Below are 19,293 nucleotides of genomic sequence, written 5' to 3'. Positions count from 1 at the left end.
CAACCTCACTTTCAGCACTCAACGGTCTCGCACCACGGAGCGGATTCGTTCGAGCAATACGCCCTGCAACGGGTAGCGCGCCGCTCGCACCGGATCGACCAGACGAAACCAGAGTCGCGCGATCTCTTCAGCTTCGAGCAGGCGGGGTTGGGGTGAACCGCCCAGCGCCATCAGCGCATCCGCCAGTCGCCGCGCCCGTTCGACCGCCTCTGTGAGCAATGCAGAAGCGCGCGGCGTTGATCCGGCGACATTGTTTGCGCTCCAGAGCGCTCCAATCGTCCGCGGTCTGGCGCCTGCCGGTCCGTCGCTACAGGCGATAGCCCAAATTGTTTGTCGATGACGACTGGCGGTTGCACCAGCGCATTCTTCCAGGTATGCCGCCATATCGTCCAGGACGGCGGTCAGCGTTGGATGCCCTGCCTGATTGCTGCGGCGGTAGAGTTCGGTCATCTCCCGCTCCAGATCAGGAGGTCCGTCGATGATGTAGATATCGACAGGCGCATCCTGCGCGAGCAGGGTGCGGTGGTACGCTTCCGCCAGGCGCGCTTTGCTCTCACGCGACCGTAAATCCCAGGCGGGTGCGCCGCCGGTAACGAGTCCGACAGCGCATCCGTCGGAACGCAGGATCGCGCCGCGCACGATACGCTGCGGAATCGCACGGTGCAGTTCAGTCATGCTCATCAGCAGTCTCCTGATAGTGCCAGTGCGGACGACGCGGCTTCAACACGGGTGATAATGCTTCTTCAGGCGGTAGCGCCATGTGCGGCTGGATCAGGCGGAGACGTTTCGGACGTTTGAGATGTCGCCACACGATGCCAGCCGCCTCTCGCGATGAACGTCCCCAAACACGCCCTTCCAGCAGCGCCAACCCCAGGAAGATCAGGCAACCGCTCGCCCAGATCGTGCGCTCGATGTCGGCGCCGAGCGTTATGGCGATCCCTCCAGCCGTCAGTATGCCGACGCTCATCAGAAATGCGCGGGCAGGCAGGCGCATGCCGGCAATCTGCACCGACGCATGCAGCCGCAAACGTCGTGGCGGCGCCACAGTCAGGTAATCGCTCATGCACATGCTCCTTTCCGGTCTATCCGGTCAATCCCATTGCCCACGCCACAATGCTCGACGACTGGTTGGCAACCACCAGCAGGATGACGAAGACTGCCAGATCGATTCCGGCGCTGCGCAGGTCGCGCGGGGATGAGAAGATATGCTTTGCCATATCGATCAGCAGGAAGAAACCGCCGGCAACGGTAATGATGTTCTTCAGCCAGTCGAAGAGCGCCTTGAACAGTCCGTCGAATTTTGGCGGATCGGCGACGATCTGCCAGAGATCTGCCGGGAGATGGGTTCCGAGTGCGCCGATTGCGGTGATGATAGGTTCCATTGTGCCAACTCCTTTCAGTTGATGAGAAAACATGCACGACGGCACGGGATGCCGGGTGGAACGTCACCTCGATGTCGATCTGCCTGCTTTGCCGCCGCCGTACTGTCCACCGTCAGCGTCGGGCGACCAGTACTGCCCGACCGGTGGTTCGCCGGGACGCGGCTCACGATAGAGCGAACCGGGGTAGTTCGGCGGTGGTAGTTGATAGGGCGCTCCTTCGGGTAAGCCTGCCGGGTTGTCCGGTGGCGCCAGCGGCAGAAATGCCAGCGGATCGACCATATCGGTCCAGCAGTTTGTTTCCGGCGGCGGCTGGAGACCCTGCAACCATTCGGGTGTACAGATGTTGATCATCGGGAAACTGCCGGTGTAATCGCGCTGCCGCATCCCCAGGTGCAGGTGCGGTCCGGTGGTAAGCCCCGTCAGCCCGACGAATCCCACCGGCGACTCCAGTTGATACACCCGATCGCCAGGACGCACTGGTGGTCCGCATCCCGGTAGTGTTTCGACGGGATGCGCAAACGAGGGAATACCTGCCACGCAACGTTCGTGCATATCGCCTTCGGGGAAGGTATCGCTACCCGGCGGCGGCGCCTGGCAACCGATACTGCTCCAGTTGATCTGCGGAAATGCGGCTTGCAGACGCTGCATACTCCAGACCTCCAGCATGGCGCTTGCCCAACTGATGCCATTCGGGTGGTATTCGTAATGCCACCACTCCTGAGAATCGGCGCGATCCGGGATGCGGTTCCAGCCGTGGCGCTCGAAGATCGCAGTCACATCGGTCAGGTTGAGATACAACCGCCACATACGCCCTTCACGCACCCGCCGCCAGGAATAGCCGGTGTCCACATCGATGGCTCGACCGGTCATATGCCACGACATCAGGGCAACCCCCGGCTTGTTTGAGCGGAACTCCGGCTGGCGCAGCGCATCGGCAAGCCGTGCAAGCGGATCGTGCCCGGTTGCAGCGATGATCTCGGCGCGCACTGCGGCAAAACTGCGCGCTGCATCTTCGGCGAGCAGCATGTTTGTCGTCGTACCAGCGGCGTTCACAACGCCGGGCAGGGGAACGAGCGCCTGCACCCGACACACCAGCGGCGAGTCTCCCGGTCCCCGTCCGGGTCCTGGGGAAGGTCCTGCGATGGGTGTCACTCCCGGCAGGGGTGGCGCGGGGGGAACTGCTGGCGTCACCGGCGCAGGGTAAGGCGCCGGTGTGGTGGTCGGCAGCGGAGTTGGCGGGGGCCAGGGTCCAGGTGTGACCGCGTATGGCTCGATGAGCAGATGTATCATCGTTGTCTGCTGTTGCACCGGTGATGCAGCCACGCTGCGAAGGGTCTGAATACTATCCATTGCTGCACCTGGCAACACTTCCACCACGAACCCGGCAAAGAGAACATACGGACCACCCCCTTCGCATCGGACGGTGTGCGCTGTAGAGGTACATCGCACGTCGCCGGAGACATCGGTGATGTCCAACACCATCAGGTTCGCGCCAACATCGACATCAACCGTCAGGGGCCAGTCGCTACTGGTGGCAGACAGGGCGACCCGGCGACGTCCACCCACCGGCAGATGAGGGGCGCCGACTGTGCTCATGCTGAGTGTGAGAAAGGAAGAGATTTGTCGGGTTGGTGTCGCGGCAGATGATGGTGCGTCAGGCGGGCGAGAGAACAGACCGGTCTGCGCTTCACGTTCCAGGCTTCCCACGCCGGACATAACTCGCCGACGGGCATCCTGACGCGGCGCAACCGGAATGTCCGCCAGTCGCCACACGCAGTACACGCCAGTGCCGTATGGCTGACAGGGTTCACCGGTTCGCTGGCTGCCCTGGTGCGCTGCGAGATCGATCCTGTCCGGCGCGTGTCCGCCTGCGATTGGGGTTTGCGCTCCCGGCGTCGGGGTTGCGGTCGGCGGGGGCGGCGGCGGCACGAGATGCGCGCGGAAACGGAGCGCGACATCCCCGGCGCGGCGTTGACCACGCACACCGCTCAGCGGCGTTTGCCAGCGCAACGTGGCCCGTCCCTGCGCATCCGCTGGGGGATCGTCGGCAATCCAGCCGCGCCAGCCATTGCCGCGTTCCCCCCAGATCACACCTGTCTGGCAGGATGCCGGGCGGTCATAGAGAAAGGTGATCGTCCCGCCGTCGCGTGTCGGCACAAAGACCGGCATATCTCCCTGACACCAGATCGCAATCGATCCTTCGTCCACATCAGGAACCAGTTCGCCGCTGCCGATCGGCTGGTAGTCGGCATACTCGTCGTAGCGCCCATACTCATCGACGATCCGCCCCTGGAGTTGCACATACAAGCGGTATGGTTCCAGATGGGCGTAGATCGTCTGATATGCGCCGCGACTGCTTTCGACAATGACAGTCTGACCGCCGCCTTCCTGCGCCGGACGACGCGGTGCGTTCAGGTCCCACCCAACGTGGGTGACCATCCCGTCGAACATTGCCGGTAGGAGGCAGCGGTATCCGAACGGGCATGCGCCGGTCGGGTTGATGATGTCAATGCCATCGTGGAACTCCGGTTGACCAGTGATCGGATGACGACGCCAGCCGAAGCGACTGGAGATGGCCCAACCGCCTGCGCGATAGGTTCCGTCGGGCAGCACGTCCGGCGGCACGGGCCAGGGCAGCGCAGTGTGCTGAAAGACGGCGCCGAGCGCGCCCACAATGATCAGGATCAGTCCGCCGATCAGGATGATCGTCAGCACAACCAGCGCCGCAACGACAATGACCTTTCCACCGGCGGCTGCGCCGGTTTTCATCAGCGCCGACCCGACTGCCCGCAGCGCACGTTGCCCGGCAACGCGACTCGCGCTGATTGCTGCATCACGCACCGGTGATGGCGACCGGCGATTGTCTGCATCGTCATTCATGAGTTGCGCTCCTGTTCGGCCGAAGCATGCACTGACGGTGTGACCGGGGAGCGTGACAGAGACCGCAGACCCCTGGCGGGAATGCGACGTTCTACCACGACGACGGGACGACGCACCGGCGACGATAGTTTTTCCATGCCCCAGGGTTCGCGTATGCGGGGTGGTGTGGCAAGACCTTCGGCTGCCAGTCGTTGCCGCATCAGTGCGGCCGCGTGTGCGCGGGTCGCGGCGGCGACGGTCATTCCTTTCGCGGGGGTCAACGCAGCCACCCGCGCCTGCCGCTCCTGGATGCGCGCCATGATCACTGCGCGCTGATCGGGCGGAGCGGCGGGGAGGTCGCGCTCATCGCGTTGCAGCGCCGCCATTGTCTCTTCGCGCTCGATGCGGTGCTCAGCCTGCGCTTCGAGCAGCGCGGCGCGAGCAATATCGCGGCGGCGACGCTGCTGATCGGCGCTCCACGGCGAGGGGCGCGGTCGAAGGTGACCATCTGCGAATGCTTCTTGAAGCCCGGCTCTTCGTTCAAGATCGGCAGCGCTCCGCGTTTTCGCCAGACGCTCATCGCCGGGTGTTCTGAACCCGATGCCGCGCCGGATTTCATCAGCCTGAACACGCATACCGCGCGCGTGGATCGTCGCCATCTTCCGCCGCGCTTCGTCAGGTCGATCCCCGGCAATCGCCTGGACTCTCAGGCGGTCGTACTCACGTCGGGTGCGACTGTCGGCGACGGGCATGCGGAAGGGAACCCGACCATCGAGCGTGCGGGGTGCAGCGGCTGAGCGCCCGTTCCCATCAGGCTTCAAGACTTCGCGCGCCGTTCGCTTGAATCCGCCATCGACCCCGCGTCGCGCCAGGAAGTTGCCGCCGGCGGAAGCAACTCTGTCTGCCGCTCCGGCTGCTCTCGTGACAACCGCGTTCTTGCCGTGCCGCCACATGAAGCCTTGAATCCGCGACACCAGGGGCATGCCCTGCGTGACCGACTGCGCCATGCCGGTCAACCGTTCAGAGCCGAGCACCGTCACCAGCAACGTCAGCAGACCAAGCACATAACCGGTGAACACCTGGTCTGCTCCGCCGCGCAGCGGCGTCATCATTCCCACGGCGACGATCATCGTCGCTGCCAGCGCGACCTGCTCGATCAGCAGATCGAAGAGACGACCAAGCCACCCATAGAACCGTGGCGCCGTCGAGCGGTCCATCAGCAATGCGCCTGCCAGCGGCGCGAGTCCGACCAGCACCATGATGTGAACAACCCGAAAGGCGTTTTTGATAATCAACCAAGCCATCGCCACCCAGAAGAGGGCATAGATCAGCGCCGCACCTGCGTTCAACTCATGCCCGATCGGCGTCGGCATTTCGAAGGAGGCTCTGGTCAGCAACTCATCGCTGATGGCATTGAAGAGATCGATCACCAATTGAAGCGTCGCCTGGGTCGAGTTGACGAACAGTGAAACACCCAGGAACGTCAGCACCAACCCCTTCCCTTCGGTGACGAAGCCTGGCTGTCCTTCTGCCAGCAACCGGCTCATCCGCACCACAAAAAGGAGCGTGACCAGCAACTGTGCAACGGCGCGCATCACGCTCCAGATCGCCTGCATGCCCGGATGATCGTAGGTGAGCGAGGAAGGCGTGCAGAAGACGAAGTTGGTTGCAGCGTTGTCGCGACAACTCGATGGAATGATCGTCCACGATTGAACATTCTCACCCGCCTTGATCAGAGCGGCTGCCACACGCTGGATCGTCTCGCCAAAGGTGAGAATCACCCCGGCAAAGACGCCCATGCCGGCGTCGAGCACCCACATGCCCGGATTGAGTGAGCGTGAAAACCAGGACGAAGGTTCGGACGAAGGAACCATGTCGTGCCGGTTCCGTGGCTGCACTGCGGTTGGCGGCGCCAGCGGATGCACACCCTGCCAGAACGATGCGTCGGTGCTGCTCTGGGTGGTCGATCCTTCCGGCAGCGGTGGATCGCCGCGGGTACCGGGGGCATCGGCATAAGCCGGGAGAGGGAGACACAGCGCGAGCGCCAGAAGCACCATCCACACGCGCAGGACGTATCGCCCAACCTGCCAGGGAGCCGGATATGCACAGGCGGAAAGAAGGCGCGTCTGAGCGTGGAGTGTGCCTGCTGTCGGGCTATGAGGAACAGATTGCGCCGTGGTATCTGCACTATTGTTCTGCGATGTCATTGGCAGCGCCCCCCTGCATATGATGTCCGGGTTACGGTCATCGACGCGGGTCGTGCGCCTGCCCGCAGGTGCAGATCAGTTCCCCGATCCTGAACTTTTTTACCGGATAAGCATTGTTGTTGCTATATCAACAATCCGCCACCCATCGTCGTCCCGACGCAGCACATACCGGTTGCGCGTCAGAATGCCGCGTCTGCTGCTGACGATACGTTCGCCGATGGTGATGATCACGTCCCACTGCTCCTGGGTATCGACCCACGCGCCTTCAGGTGTGGTGTCGCTCGCCAGAACCCCCCAACGCACCAGCGTCGCCTGGTGGCGTTCGCCGGTCTCCGCGCGCCGTGCATACTCCCGAATCACCGCCTGCCACGCAGGTCCGTCGGGCGTCAGGTAGGGACTGAGCACGTCCGCCCTGCCCTGCATCGCTGCCAGCGCACTCGCCTGGTTGTACGCCGTCAGCAAGCGAACCATATCATCTGGCACAGGCGAGAGCGGGTGTATTGGAGATAAGTGCGTATAAGCGCTCTGAGTCGCGGATGATGAGTCTCGATATTCCGCATCCTGGATCGCATTCCCGAAGCGGGTGAGAGACCAGATGGCGATCACAATGCCACACACACCGGCAACACCCATAAGCGCGCGAGGGTAGCGCATCGCTCCTGTCAGCAACCGGTCGAGCGGTTGCCAGGCGAGGATGATGGATGCCAGGCGGTCACTCAGCGGCGGACTGACGGTATCGTTCCGGCGTCGAGCGGCGCGCTGCGGCGGTGCATAACGATGTCGCAAACGGGGACGGCGAAAGGGTTTCATTGCTGGTCTCTTTTCAGAAACGTTCCATAACACCGCTGCCCATCACAATCACAAAAATGATCTGCACCAGCACACTGACGACCGCGAGCGCTGCGAGCGCGAGCAGGTACAGTTTGCGTCGCTCGATCATGCGGCGAAACTCATCGTGGAGCACCTGATTGAGCGTCGTCTCCTGCGCCAGCAATGCCGCCTGCGGATCGGACCCCTCCGCTTCAGCCTGCGCCAGCGCCTCGGTGACATCGATCAACTCCTGGCACCCACGGTCGCGCGCAATGCGTCGCAACGCATCGAACGGCAAGATGCCACGATCGTGCACCAGATGCAGGGCATCGGCAACCACACGCTGCATCGGGGCATAACGGTCATCCGGTCGCATCAGGTAGCGTTCGAGCAGAACCGGCGGCGCGTCGTACCCGGCAAGCGCCACACGCACATATGCAACAAAGGAAGGGGTCAACTGTCGCAATCGTTTCTGCTCCCGTTGTCTATTCGTCACCGGCTTGCGCGGAATGACGATCCCGACATAGAGGTAGATGCCGAGCGCAGTGGTTGCGAGCAGCAAACGCGGCATGCCATCAACTCCAGCAGAAGCGATGAGAAGCACAGGAACCGCCGCCAGCGGCAGCGCCGCAAGGTGCCCCAGCACGAACCGACCGGTCATTCCCCAGCGCGACGGAAGGGCGCGCAATCCACTCGCCAGTGCACGGGCATGATCGATCTGCATCATCCCGATAGCAGCGATCAGAACCCCCGCAATGCCGATAAACGCTGTCCAGACCCCCGGTAGGACGAAGATGTCGCTCATTGGTTACCTCGTTCTGTTTGCTTCAGTACGTCACGTCTTCGGCGCGTCCGAGCAGATAACCGCCGACCAGCGGCAGACTGACGACCAGCGCCAGCACTGCGCCCACGATCAAGCCCGGTTCGCTGCGGTATGCTGTCAGAAACCGTTCGTTCTGGACGACGAACAGGTAGAGGGTGATGCCGACATTGATCAGGAACAGGGCGATGCCGGTGTTACGCATTTGGGAGAGTTCCGTCGCCAGCATACTGGCGCGGCGGTCAGACGCCTGCATCGCTTCGTATGCAGCGCGAATCCGCTGCACCAGCGCGGCATGCGGTTGCTCAATGGCAATTTCCAGATGGCTGAGAAACGTGGCATGGCGACGCGATGGCGTCTGAGCGCGCAACGCAGCGCACACGGTCGCTGCTGTGGCGAGGAATCCGTTGGCGATCGGTTGCCCCAATCGCTCCAGAAACCATGACCACTCGGCTTTGAGCGGCGACGCGGGCATGTCGGCAATGACTTTTTCGATCGCAGGTTGCAGACCGCTACCGGCGCGCACCTGCGCTTCCAGCCGTCCGACGAATGCTGGCAGCGCCGCATCGATCCGGGCGATATAGCGTTGTTCTTCAAACCAGAGCAATGCCCAGACGAGCAGTGCAGTCGCCGGTCCTGCCAGCACAACGGCGACGAGCAACGGTCCCACCCGGCTCAGGATCACCAGGATGACCAGTGCTGCAATCACACAAACGGCAAGCAGACGCGACGCGGCAATAACCGGCGGGCGCCAGCGCAGCGCCGGATCGACAATATCTGCGCCGGAAGGAGCGAATCGTCGCGCAAGCCAGGCATCGAGCGCCGATCCCAGGCGGCTCTGCATCAGGAATGTCACGATCAGGATTGCGGCGATCGTCGCTGCCAGCGGCGTCAGGTCCGCCAGCCATGCAGTTTCGGGATGGGTCGTGTGCGGCGTGATGATCGACGTCGGATCCATAGGATAACGTTCCTTTCATGCAGAGGTGGTGGCTGAGACGTGATGCTCACCGGAAGCCTCGAGCGCACCCCGTTGCGCGCGCACGGTGGCCAGCGCCGCTGCCGAACCTTGACCCGCCTTCACCAACTGTTCCATTGCCTGTTCGCGCACACGGATCAGCGGTAACGCAATGGAGAGCGGCAGATCCGAAGGGGTGAATCGGGCGAGCATATCTACCGCAAGACGCGCCTGCCCCTGATTGAGGGCGCGTTCCGCCTCGATCCGCGCTTCTTCTGCGGCAAGTTCCGCTGCAATTCCCTGGCGGATCAGCGCTTCAACCGCTTCCCAGCCACCGGGAGGGGCAGCGTGCGCGGCAAGCGCCAGATCGGTCATGATCGCATCGAACGCCAGGCGCGCATCGCGCCAGCGGTTCGACGCCATGAGGCGTTGCAGGGCGGCGCTTTCCGTATCTGCCTGTTGGATCAGACTGGCAAACATGCCCGGCGCCTGATTCAGCGCATCCTGCGCTGCGCCGATCAGGCGCGGATCGCGGCGTTGCAACCAGGCAGTGCGCAATGTGGCGAGCGCGCGTTCCGGTTCACCCGCCAGTGTGTGGGTTTGAGCGCGAGAAATCGCATCGGCAACCGCATCGAGGGATGTGGCGGTCTGGCGCACCTGCGCCAGCGCGCGCGCCCGCACCAGTTTCTCACGCAGCGACTCAGGCGTCGGGTCGCCTTCGTCCCATTCCAGCAACCCGCCAGCACTCACAGTCGCCCGGCAGCGCCAGTCAATCCTCCCGTCGGGCAGCACATCGACCCTCGCCAGCGGTACCAGCGCCGGGCGGAGCACGCCCTGATCCACGACAGCGCCGTCGAGGAGCGCAATATCGGTGATCAGGCGCAGACCAAGTTCTTCCCAGTTATCGAGTTTAATCACCACATCGAAACCACTGGCGGCATCACGGAGCGCATCACCACGCCGACCTTCATACATATACGCTCCTGGCATGGCGGCAAAACTGGCAAAGCGCTCGATTGCTTCACTGCACGACCGCGCGTGCAGTGTGGTGATCACCGGATGGTCGGAGAGAACCAGTGCCAGAACGGCGCCAGCCTCATTGCCCCGGATTTCGCCCGGACAGAGAAGATCGGGCGTCTGGCGCAGCGCTTCCCTGGCGACACGACCAAAGGCGTCGGGATCGCGCTGCGTGTTCACCTGTTCGCGCGTCCAGAGATCGGCGCGGCGGATATGGATCTCCTGCATGTGGTCTTCGATGGTAAGGATGTGCGGGTCGCCGGGCCAGGAGTTGGCGAGCGCTTCGAGCAGCGCCGTCTTGCCGCTGCCGGTGCGTCCGGCGATCAAGAAGGAGCAGCGCGCCCGCGCCAGCAGCAGGAGCAGATCTGCGATCTGCTGGTTGAACGCGCCGCGCTGCATCAGGTCGTGCACGTCCCAGGCGACGCGCCGCCCGCGACGGATGCAGATCAGTGCGCCGTCATCGGTGGGGATGCGTGGCGGAATGGTCGCGTGAATGCGTGTTCCATGATCGGCAGGCAATGTCTCCTGCGGATTTTGGGCATCGAGGTGAACACCCATGAGCGATGCAAGGAGCATTGCGCGATCCCGCACTTCGGCGGCGCTGGCAAACTGTTCTGCGACGGTGAGGAACGGTTTGCCGCTCTCCTGCACGCGAATGCGACGCCCAATAATCTTGACTTCGTTGACGCGCGGATCGTCGAGATAGCGTTGCGCCGGTCCCCATCCAATGGTCGCAGCAAAGATCGCCAGCAATGTTTCATCATCGGTCGGGACGCGCGCCAGCGGACCGCCGCGCGTCCGGTGCTGCCCGATTGCCCGGCGCAACACAGTGATGACTTCAGTATTCCGCTCGCCAGCTGGCGCGAAGGGGTTCAGCAGGCGCCGTCGTTCGTCGGTGCTGAATGCGTGTTGCAGTTCGTCGCGGGCTGCCTGAAGGATCGCCGCCTCGCGCAACACTGCTTCGCGCCCCAGCGTATCGGTTGGCCCGCCGAGCAGGGTTGCCAGACCGCCGTCTTCTTCAATAGAAAGTGGCGGCGGACCTCCCGAATTGGATGGACCTGGATGATTCATGGCGTTTCCACCTTTCATAATGCACCTTCACCGCGCGCCGTTCACGACCAGCGCGGGCCTGCCGGGAAACCAGCGCCGGAACAGGCTCACAGACGGCTTTGGTTGTGGAAGTGACAGCCCGATGATGCGACACATCTCTTCGACAATGTTGTGGACTGCGAGCGAGAAGGGGCGAAATCGCCCGACATCCAGTGGCGAAACGTAGCGATCCGACTCTTCGTTTGCCAGGCTGACCAGGTACGGATCGCGCGGGAGCGTGCCAATGACGCGCGCCCGGGGCCAGTGGCGGGCGAACAGCGGCGCAACCTGACGCAATCCAACCGTTACGCCGCGCTCAGGTTCCATCAGTATCAGCATGCAGCGGTCGGTCAGATCGGGTTGATGGGCAGCGAACTGTTGCAGCGCAATGCCGACCCCCGCGCGTTCCTTGCGTCCCGGCGGCGCCGGCAACACGACCCATCCGCCGTTGCGCGCCGCTTCGAGCGCGTAGGGGCGCTTTTTCATATCAGGACCGGTGTCGATCAGAACAACATCGTAATCCTGTTCGAGCACCTCGCCCAGACTGCCAACTGCCTGCATCAGCGCGCGCCAGTCGGGCAGGGTGAAGTCGGCAGCAAGCGCCGCTTCATCGGCGCCAAGCAGGAAATCGATGCCGCTGGGAGCGTGTCGCCAGATCAGGCGCGCGACGTTGGACGGCGTAAACTGAGTATGCCCGCGCCCTTCCTGGCGCAGGGTCAGAAATGAGCCAAAACCTGCCGGGATGCGAAACTCCGGCACCAGCCCCGAATTCGAGAGATCGCCATCAACCACCAGCACTCGTAACCCGCGTCGGCGCATTCCCTCAGCGAGTGACGCGACCACCAGGCTTTTCCCGATGCCGCCCTTCGCCCCGGCGACGGCAATCGTCACCTGGCGAGCGGCAAGACGCCTGCCAACGCCGAGTTGCTGCGCGATCCAGCCCGCCAGCGCTTCAGGCTCGCGTATGGTTGTGACCGACAGCCCGGCGTCGGTGAAGTCGCTGGCGTGAACCATCCCAATGCTCTGGAGACCGACCAGCACCCGCACGCCATGCGCCTGCGCCACGTGAATGGTTTCCCACAGGTCGGCGATGGTACCGCGTGTATCCTCCAGATACACCACCGGCGGCGGTTGATCGCCTGCGACCAGGCTGCGCACGCGCGCCAGGTTCGGCGCCGGGAAAGGAAGAATGCCGTTGTAGCACCCAAGCGCTTCGACCAGACCTGTTGTGTTGGTGACCAGTAAGAGTTCGATTGCCATGGACGCCTCCTTATCATCCGGGGGAACCGGTTGTTTACATGGTTATTGAACATTTATTCCACTATAGCCCGCGCAGGCGGGCTTTGTCCCGTCTAGCCGAGGACTTTAGTCCCACGGCAAGCACGAATACCCGTTTATGTTCTCTATCCTCATTACAGCCGACCTTTGCCCCATGCGCCCTGAACGGGATATTTCCGTTCGAGGCGGTTCGTGGCGTGATTGAATGCGAACAATGGGTTGTGTGGCAGCGAATCACCTGCCTGACTGCCGCTCGTAACAATGACCTCGACGATCTGCCCGACACGACGACGCCCGCCATAGATGCCAATATGCACCGCGATCAGGGGTACAGCGCCGCTTGTCATCATGCCGCGCACCACGCCCGGTGACGCCAGCCCATCGAGCGTGGCGAATCGCTCCAGGTTGCGCAGCGCGGTCAGCGTATCGGGGGCGTGGATCGTGCAGATGCCGGGATGCCCGGTGGCAGCGGCTTCGAGCATCGCCAGCGCTTCCGGTCCGCGCACTTCTCCGAGAACAATCAGGTCGGGACGCTGCCGGAGCGTTAGCCGGACGCAGTGTGCAAAACTGCTGCGACTGCGCAGCACTTCTACCGCCATCCCGTCCGGCGGCAGCGGCAGTTCGCGCGCGTCTTCGATGATGATGACGCGCTTCTCAGCAGCGATTGCCTGGAGCAAGGCGGCAGTAAGGGTCGTCTTGCCGCTGCCTGCGCTTCCGGCAATCAGAAGGGTGACGCCGCGCCGGATGGCTTCAATCAACAGGTCGGCGGCTTCACGTGAAAGCACGCCTCCTTCGTGCTGAACCAGATCATCGATCGTTTTCCAGCGAGCAGGAAGCACGCGTACCGCAATCGTCGCGCCGTCCGGGGTGTACGGCGGACGGGTGACGGCAAAACGCAATCGCCGGTCGGCGGTGCCGTAGAGCGCGTGGACGATCTGCCCATCGGCGTTGCGCCAGTCGTCCGGGTCATCAGGAGTGACGAATCCGGCCCGCAGCAGCAACTGGCGCTGCGTCCAGCGCAGCCATTCATTGCAGACGCGAATCCCGGTATCGCTTCGATTGCCCTCTTCGACGACCACAATCGTTCGATCAGGTCCGTCGATGAACATGTCCGAGACGCGCGAGCCAGCGCGAACCCATGCGTCGAGCGGACCGTACCAGGCAACTTCCGCCCATTCCGCAGCGGTGTATCCCTCGCCAAGACCGGCGCGCAGCAATGTCTCCGCCACCGGACGCTGCCAGTTGCTCAACCGTCCGGTGTCCTGACAAAACCGCAACTCTGCCAGGCGCTCGGCTGGAGTGGGCGCGACATCGGGAGGGTCGTGCACGCACATTTCCGGTTTTTCTGTATGACCGTTCATAAAAAACTCTGACATTGAACGGGTCTCCTCTTGACAACGGACAGTCAGCGATCAGGGCAATGGATCGGGTGCAGCGTCGGAGGAAGGTTGTGCCGGTGCGCCGGGGATTGGCGCATGTGCACCGGGAACCGGAAGAGTCGCTCCAGGTATGACCTGTGGCTCGATACGCAGCGTCTCGGTCATCGGGCGCGTCAGATCGGGCAGTATCACCTGCGCCGCATCGAGGCGATCCATGTACTGCAACGGATCGCTGGCGGCGCCGTAGCGTTCCGCCCACAGCGCCACATTTGCCGCCTGTAACGCCCGTAACGCATGCGCCTGCGCGGGGGTCATCTCCAGATAGGCGATTTCGCCTTCGATGTACAGGATCGGAATCCCCGACATCCAGCGGCAGGCATACGACCGCGATCCTTCCGACATCACCAGAAGCGTTGCCGGTGCATCCAGGATCGTCCCCAAAGGCACATCCGCGCGCTCCCGGTCGCACAACGACGGATCACTGGCGATAAACCCGATATTCAACCGGTCGCGGTCGGTCACCGGACCGACGCCGGTCAGCGCAAACGGTGCAGGAACCATATTGCGCTCCAGTTTGCGTCCGTTTGGATAGACCGGCTCATCAGGCGGGCTGGCTGCCAGCATGCCGGGGTTGAGGAGATCGTTCATGCCGATCTGCCGTGTTGCATACTGCCCGATGACTGCCTGCGGATCGGTGATGCCAGCAACCTGCACCGGACGGTGCAGTGGCAATTCGATGACCGCGAGATCGTCGACCGTGATCTGCGCCGCATATGGAATGTCGCGCGCTGCGATGACTACGCGCTCGGTGCGACGACTCTCGATGTAGCCATATGCCGCAGCGGCGAGTGATGTCATAATCCCGACGATGAGCAACAGCATTGGCGCCACCTGCGATTTCTTTGGTGTGAGGGCGCTGCTCAGCGGTGCGGAGAGGCTTGAGGACATGATTGTGCTCCGTTTCTTTGATGAAGGTTGATACGATTGCTGCCAGTCCTACTGTTCCAGGGCATCGAGCGTCGCAGCCGCCGTGATGAGCGGGCGATACGGCGCGTATCCCAGAAGTCCAAAACCGGTCATCACCGGGCGTACTTCAGCGCACATTGCAGGGCGGTCGAACGTCTGCGCCTGTCCATCACTGAACGAACAGGTTCCGCCTTCCGGCAACACCCGCCACGTCACGCGCTCCGCCAGCGCCTCTGGACGCTCCGCCAGTCCGCTGACAGTGCTCAGGTTCTGGACAAATGTCTTCCGGGCTGTCTGGAGGGCGCGCTGCTGATCGATGCGTTGCCCGTTGCGTGCCAGGTGCGCATAGTCGAACGACTGTACGGCTGAGCGGATCGATTGCTGTAATGCATCTTCCATCTGCGCCACTTCCATCTGCCGTTCGCTGAACTCGATCACCGTAAAGATGAATGGTGTGAGAAATGCCAGCACCAGCGCAATGAAGACCAGTGATTGCCCGCGTTCCGCCCGGCGATACGCCGCATATGGACGCCCGGTTCGTTGTTTGCTGCATTGTTGTTCCATGCCGCCTCCCTGCACGATGTTCAGTCGTCTGTATCCTGTTCGGTTGCGCGCGTCGCACTCCGGTTGATCCGGATGTCGCTCAGTCCTGGAACAGGGGTCCAGACTTCGGCTGTGTACCTGATGGTGACGGTGATCGTGCTGTAGCGTCGGCACGGGTTTGTTGCACAGCGCACCCGAATGGTGGCATACTGCGGCTCCGCAAATACGCTGCCGACAAACGCCGTTCGCGCTGCTTCCGCCACCGGTCCCGGCGCCGATGCCAGCGGATACTCCTGGTCGTCCATCAAGCCGCCGGTCGATCCACGCACCGCTGCCTGGTGCGCCGCAACCCGCACCGCCTGGCTTACGGTGTAGTGAGCGCCAACCGCCTGCACCGCCGCGACGCCGCCGAAAATGACAACCAGCACAACCATCAGCACGAGCGCCATCTCGATGAGCGCCTGTCCGTTGCGATGGTTCTTGATCGGTATGCTGGCAGCGCGATATGTGTCCTCCATCATCGCCGCTCCTTTCGCATCGTTTTTTGTCAAGCCAGCCTCACCACCTTTTGCGGAGCGCATATCCCTTCGCATCTTCCAGATGAATAGCAGGGCAACGCCAAAACCTCCGACGATCAGCGCCACGCCGATCATCACCCGACCAAGAACTGCGGAGGATGCCGTAGCACCTGCTGCACGATCGGTTGCCAGGGTCAATGCCGCCACACCCGCGCCGATGGTGATCAGTGCCAGCGCGCGCAACGCATTGATCGGCAGCGATCTCTTATCTTCGTCATCTGCAACGACATGCAGGAGCGCCAGCGCCGTGGCGCCGCTGGTCACGGCGCCAGCGCCGATCAACCCGACCAGTGCCGGAGTACTGGCGTCACCGGCGCGCGCAATCGCTTCCACTGCATCCGCCAGCAGTACCCAGCCGCCGACCCCAGCCATCGCGCCGAAGAGACCCATCCAGGCTTCAACGTCAACGGCGCGATCCGTTCGTCCGGTTTCAAAACGATGGTTCATCGGTCTTCCTCGCTTGCCAGAACGCCCCCTACCGCGCGTCGCGTGGTACGACGAATTCCACCCGATAGGTCGCCTCAAACACGTCGGTGCGTCGCTCCAGCACGCTGTCGGTGCGCCCGTCGCCGTCCACGTCCTCGTACCCTGTTTCCACGGCTTCCGTCAGCACCGCGTACTGGATGCGCAGGTCGGTTCCGCGCGTCGGCAACGGCGTGCGCACGTACACGTCCTGGCGCATGCGCTCCGGCGCGTACTGCCCCCAGAACAGATGCCCCTGCCAGCGCATCTGCGCCGACGACGGGCTGACGTGATAGCGATAGATGCATCCCTTCAGTCGCGACAGGTCGGCGTGCTGCACGTCTTCCGCAGTCGGCTCCTCACGCGCCTTGCACGTCGCGCCGATCAGGTTCAGGTTCCCTGTTCCGACGAAACTCCACGCCACGACCTTCCGATCCAGGCGGTAGTACGGCAGTCCGACCTGACGGTTGTCCGGCGCGATGAACGGCGTGAAGTCCATCACTTCGCCCGCCGGCCACGTCACCGTCGTCCCTTCGCTCAGGTACACCCCGCGCTCCGGGTCGAACTCCGAGTGAATGCGCAGGCGCTCTTCGCCGCGCTGCGGCGGCGGAACCACCAGCACCGTCGTCGTCGCCTGCGCCGCATTGTCCATCGGGTCTGCGTCCGCGTCCGCAGAGATGCGCGCCAGGTGCAGCACCGCCACCGGCAGCGCCGGACTGTCCGCCGGCGGAACCTGCACGCGCACGCGCACCGTTCCGCGTTGCCCGGCGGCGACCGTCCCCAACCGCCAGACCGGGCGTTCGTTGTTCATCTCCTGGTGTCCCGGCGTCGCGCCGACGATCGTTACGTCGGGGACGACCTGATAGTCGAGCAGCACGTTCGTGGCGTCCTCCGGCGAGGTGTTCTCGTAGGAGATCACCGTCTCGAACTCCTGCCCGGGTCGCACGATGCGCGGCGTCGTGATGCGCACCCTGACGTTCGTGCGCACGAAGACCGTCGTCGCTTCGGCGCGGTTGTCGTTCGGGTCGCCGTCATTGGCGGCGCTGACGACCGCAACGTTCGTCGCTGCATCCGGCGCCGCGTCGGTCGCCGGAACGGTCAGATCAATCGTCCGCACCTCGCCCGGCGCCAGATTGCCGAGGTTCCACACCAGCGTCCGTCCGTCGGTCCACGACGGCGCCAGACTGACCGTCGCCGTCACCCGCTCGGTGGTCGTTTCGCCCGTGTTCGGGTCGCGCAGCGTCAGATCGGCGCCGCCGAACGGCATGCCGAGCGGCAGCGTGTCGGTCAGCACGACGTTGTTCACCGTCGTCTGCGACGTGTTGCGCACCGTCAGACTGTAGCCGACCATCTGGTTGCGCGACGCGCGCTCCGGCGCCTGCTTCTCCACCGCCACGTTCGCGCCGGGGTCGGTGAAGAAGTAGAGTTGCGAGATGGTGGACAGCATATCGGTGTTGCACCCTGGAACGGTGTTGAGCATCACCATCCGGTACGCCCGTCCGCGTTCCGTGATGAAGCGCAGCATGAGCGGTCCGTGGTTGGTTCCGTACTCGTCCGTATAGAGCCAGTCTTCGGCGAATCGCGTCAGATTGCCGTTGGCGTCGCGCTGCTCCGGCTGCGGCCACGAACGCCAGGCGTACGGCGGCGTCCGGTTCCCCTGCCAGGAGAAGAAGGCGTTGCTCCAGACCTGCACGCCCGGCGCCAGCGCCGCCTGCCACCCGGACGGGCGTCCGGGCAGGTTGAGGCGGGGGTAGGCGTCGAGGCGCGACCCGTGCACGCGCAAGCGGCGGTTCGCCGGGTTATCGAACAAGTTTGCGTCGCCCATCGACAGGAACGCCAGCAGGCGGTCGTCGCCGCTGCCCGGTTGCATGTCGGCGCCGAGGTCCTGGAGAATGACCATCGCGCCGCGGGAACGGGCTACGTCCGAGGCGTCGAACATGCGCCGCCCGAACTCGAAGTGATAGCGCGCCTCCGCCACGGCGTTCGCCGGAACCTGCGTCCAGAGGCGGCGCTCCTGCGCCATGCCGTTGAGGTCAGTCAGGTCGCCGTGGAGCATCTGCCCCCACGCGGCGCCGTCATAGTATTTCGACCCGTCGGCGCCGGAGTAGCGCCCGCTGTACGGCGTGAACGGCTGCCCGTTGTTGTTGTAGTGGTTCGTGTTCCCCGCAAAGAGCGTCAGCGGCACGGGGTCGATCGGCGCAGGAATGCACAGCGGCGGCGTCGCCGTCGCCGTCGGAACCGGCGTCTGCGTCCCCGGATCGGCGGGTCTCGTCGGCGTGGTCGTCATGCTCGTGCCCGGCGGGGGCGTGCCCGGCGGGCGGGTGGGGGTTCCCCCGCCGCCCGCCGGGGTCGCGGTGGGAACCCAGGACGGAACTTTCTCGCACCCCTCTGTGGCGTAGAAGGCGTAGGTCGGTCCTGCCGTCGGGCGCCATTCCGATGTGATCACTACTTTATAGCGACGGTACTGGATTGGAAGATCGGCATAGGCAGGGTCGACCTCATAGGTGACTCTGACGGCTTTCACCCACCGCTGCCCGTAATGCCAGTTCCCCGGCGGATAGAAGATGAATTCGCCGTTGACGCGGCACTGCGGGCGGTCGATGACGACGGGCGGGGATGATGGGCGCTGCGGGTCAGTCGATGCGCCGACCGGGATGCGCCGCGGGACGAACTCGTACAGTCCTTCGGCGCGGACGACGCGCGAAAAGCAGTCGCTGCGGTTGGGACCGGACGGCACGCACTCCGATGACACAATGGCGTCCGCCGCGACCCATCCGGGTCCGGGCGTCGTGCTGCCGTCCGCCCGCGCAATGCCGGTCGCAGCGGCGCCGAGCGCGGCGAGGACGAGCAGGAGCAGCGCGAGCATGACCGCGCGGCGGCGCGGAACGGCGGAGCGACTGGAATGTTCGGGCATGATGATTCCTCCGTATGGTTCAACAACGATGCGC

At 63.8% G+C, this 19,293-nt stretch carries 15 protein-coding genes; all 15 read right to left on the bottom strand.

Annotated elements, in window-relative coordinates:
* Positions 1-18: 18 nt before the first annotated feature.
* Positions 19-681 (bottom strand): hypothetical protein, encoded by a 663-nt coding sequence (locus ROSERS_RS11395; protein ID WP_157041051.1) that lies wholly within the window; start codon positions 679-681, stop codon positions 19-21.
* Positions 668-1,063 carry a hypothetical protein gene (locus ROSERS_RS11390; protein WP_157041050.1) on the bottom strand — a complete coding sequence of 132 codons (396 nt, stop codon included), beginning with the start codon at positions 1,061-1,063 and terminating at the stop codon, positions 668-670. The genes ROSERS_RS11395 and ROSERS_RS11390 overlap by 14 nt, the downstream gene beginning before the upstream one ends.
* Positions 1,064-1,082: 19 nt before the next feature.
* Complete coding sequence (locus ROSERS_RS11385) at positions 1,083-1,382, bottom strand: hypothetical protein (protein WP_157041049.1); 300 nt, start codon at positions 1,380-1,382, stop codon at positions 1,083-1,085.
* A 63-nt stretch (positions 1,383-1,445) separates the two neighbouring features.
* The gene (locus ROSERS_RS11380) at positions 1,446-4,262 is read right to left on the bottom strand and encodes a peptidase M23 (RefSeq protein ID WP_011956933.1); all 2,817 of its coding nucleotides are present in this window, start codon (positions 4,260-4,262) and stop codon (positions 1,446-1,448) included.
* Positions 4,259-6,448, bottom strand: a complete 2,190-nt coding sequence (locus ROSERS_RS11375; protein ID WP_011956932.1) for a hypothetical protein — start codon at positions 6,446-6,448, stop codon at positions 4,259-4,261. The genes ROSERS_RS11380 and ROSERS_RS11375 overlap by 4 nt, the downstream gene beginning before the upstream one ends.
* A 99-nt stretch (positions 6,449-6,547) precedes the next feature.
* Entirely contained in the window at positions 6,548-7,258 is a 711-nt protein-coding gene (locus tag ROSERS_RS11370) for a hypothetical protein (protein ID WP_011956931.1), read from the bottom strand.
* Between the two features lie 13 nt (positions 7,259-7,271).
* Positions 7,272-8,063 (bottom strand): hypothetical protein, encoded by a 792-nt coding sequence (locus tag ROSERS_RS11365; RefSeq protein ID WP_011956930.1) that lies wholly within the window; start codon positions 8,061-8,063, stop codon positions 7,272-7,274.
* A 22-nt stretch (positions 8,064-8,085) separates the two neighbouring features.
* Entirely contained in the window at positions 8,086-9,036 is a 951-nt protein-coding gene (locus ROSERS_RS11360) for a type II secretion system F family protein (RefSeq protein ID WP_011956929.1), read from the bottom strand.
* A 15-nt stretch (positions 9,037-9,051) separates the two neighbouring features.
* Positions 9,052-11,121 carry an ATPase, T2SS/T4P/T4SS family gene (locus tag ROSERS_RS11355; protein WP_157041048.1) on the bottom strand — a complete coding sequence of 690 codons (2,070 nt, stop codon included), beginning with the start codon at positions 11,119-11,121 and terminating at the stop codon, positions 9,052-9,054.
* A gap of 27 nt (positions 11,122-11,148) precedes the next feature.
* Positions 11,149-12,399, bottom strand: a complete 1,251-nt coding sequence (locus ROSERS_RS11350) for a nucleotide-binding protein (protein ID WP_011956927.1) — start codon at positions 12,397-12,399, stop codon at positions 11,149-11,151.
* A 152-nt stretch (positions 12,400-12,551) separates the two neighbouring features.
* On the bottom strand, positions 12,552-13,793 hold the full coding sequence (locus ROSERS_RS11345; protein ID WP_011956926.1) for an ATPase, T2SS/T4P/T4SS family: 1,242 nt from the start codon (positions 13,791-13,793) through the stop codon (positions 12,552-12,554).
* 36 nt (positions 13,794-13,829) lie between these two features.
* Entirely contained in the window at positions 13,830-14,744 is a 915-nt protein-coding gene (locus ROSERS_RS11340) for an SAF domain-containing protein (protein ID WP_011956925.1), read from the bottom strand.
* A gap of 48 nt (positions 14,745-14,792) precedes the next feature.
* A complete protein-coding gene (locus tag ROSERS_RS11335) occupies positions 14,793-15,326 on the bottom strand; it encodes a hypothetical protein (RefSeq protein WP_011956924.1) in 534 nt (177 codons plus the stop codon).
* 20 nt (positions 15,327-15,346) lie between these two features.
* Positions 15,347-16,330, bottom strand: coding sequence for a TadE/TadG family type IV pilus assembly protein (locus ROSERS_RS11330; protein ID WP_041333527.1), 984 nt, complete (start codon positions 16,328-16,330; stop codon positions 15,347-15,349).
* A gap of 28 nt (positions 16,331-16,358) precedes the next feature.
* Entirely contained in the window at positions 16,359-19,259 is a 2,901-nt protein-coding gene (locus ROSERS_RS11325) for a DUF11 domain-containing protein (RefSeq protein ID WP_011956922.1), read from the bottom strand.
* Between the last annotated feature and the right edge of the window lie 34 nt (positions 19,260-19,293).

The organism is Roseiflexus sp. RS-1, from assembly GCF_000016665.1.
In the GTDB taxonomy this organism is placed as follows: domain Bacteria; phylum Chloroflexota; class Chloroflexia; order Chloroflexales; family Roseiflexaceae; genus Roseiflexus.
Note: the sequence above shows the minus strand (reverse complement) of the source record. Positions and strands in the feature narration are given on the sequence as shown.

Bases quoted from the DNA above. Each gene is read 5' to 3' on its own strand.
- ROSERS_RS11395 (WP_157041051.1), bottom strand. From the start codon at position 681: ATGAGCATGACTGAACTGCACCGTGCGATTCCGCAGCGTATCGTGCGC.
- ROSERS_RS11390 (WP_157041050.1), bottom strand. From the start codon at position 1,063: ATGAGCGATTACCTGACTGTGGCGCCGCCACGACGTTTGCGGCTGCAT.
- ROSERS_RS11385 (WP_157041049.1), bottom strand. From the start codon at position 1,382: ATGGAACCTATCATCACCGCAATCGGCGCACTCGGAACCCATCTCCCG.
- ROSERS_RS11380 (WP_011956933.1), bottom strand. From the start codon at position 4,262: ATGAATGACGATGCAGACAATCGCCGGTCGCCATCACCGGTGCGTGAT.
- ROSERS_RS11375 (WP_011956932.1), bottom strand. From the start codon at position 6,448: ATGACATCGCAGAACAATAGTGCAGATACCACGGCGCAATCTGTTCCT.
- ROSERS_RS11370 (WP_011956931.1), bottom strand. From the start codon at position 7,258: ATGAAACCCTTTCGCCGTCCCCGTTTGCGACATCGTTATGCACCGCCG.
- ROSERS_RS11365 (WP_011956930.1), bottom strand. From the start codon at position 8,063: ATGAGCGACATCTTCGTCCTACCGGGGGTCTGGACAGCGTTTATCGGC.
- ROSERS_RS11360 (WP_011956929.1), bottom strand. From the start codon at position 9,036: ATGGATCCGACGTCGATCATCACGCCGCACACGACCCATCCCGAAACT.
- ROSERS_RS11355 (WP_157041048.1), bottom strand. From the start codon at position 11,121: ATGAATCATCCAGGTCCATCCAATTCGGGAGGTCCGCCGCCACTTTCT.
- ROSERS_RS11350 (WP_011956927.1), bottom strand. From the start codon at position 12,399: ATGGCAATCGAACTCTTACTGGTCACCAACACAACAGGTCTGGTCGAA.
- ROSERS_RS11345 (WP_011956926.1), bottom strand. From the start codon at position 13,793: ATGTCAGAGTTTTTTATGAACGGTCATACAGAAAAACCGGAAATGTGC.
- ROSERS_RS11340 (WP_011956925.1), bottom strand. From the start codon at position 14,744: ATGTCCTCAAGCCTCTCCGCACCGCTGAGCAGCGCCCTCACACCAAAG.
- ROSERS_RS11335 (WP_011956924.1), bottom strand. From the start codon at position 15,326: ATGGAACAACAATGCAGCAAACAACGAACCGGGCGTCCATATGCGGCG.
- ROSERS_RS11330 (WP_041333527.1), bottom strand. From the start codon at position 16,330: ATGAACCATCGTTTTGAAACCGGACGAACGGATCGCGCCGTTGACGTT.
- ROSERS_RS11325 (WP_011956922.1), bottom strand. From the start codon at position 19,259: ATGCCCGAACATTCCAGTCGCTCCGCCGTTCCGCGCCGCCGCGCGGTC.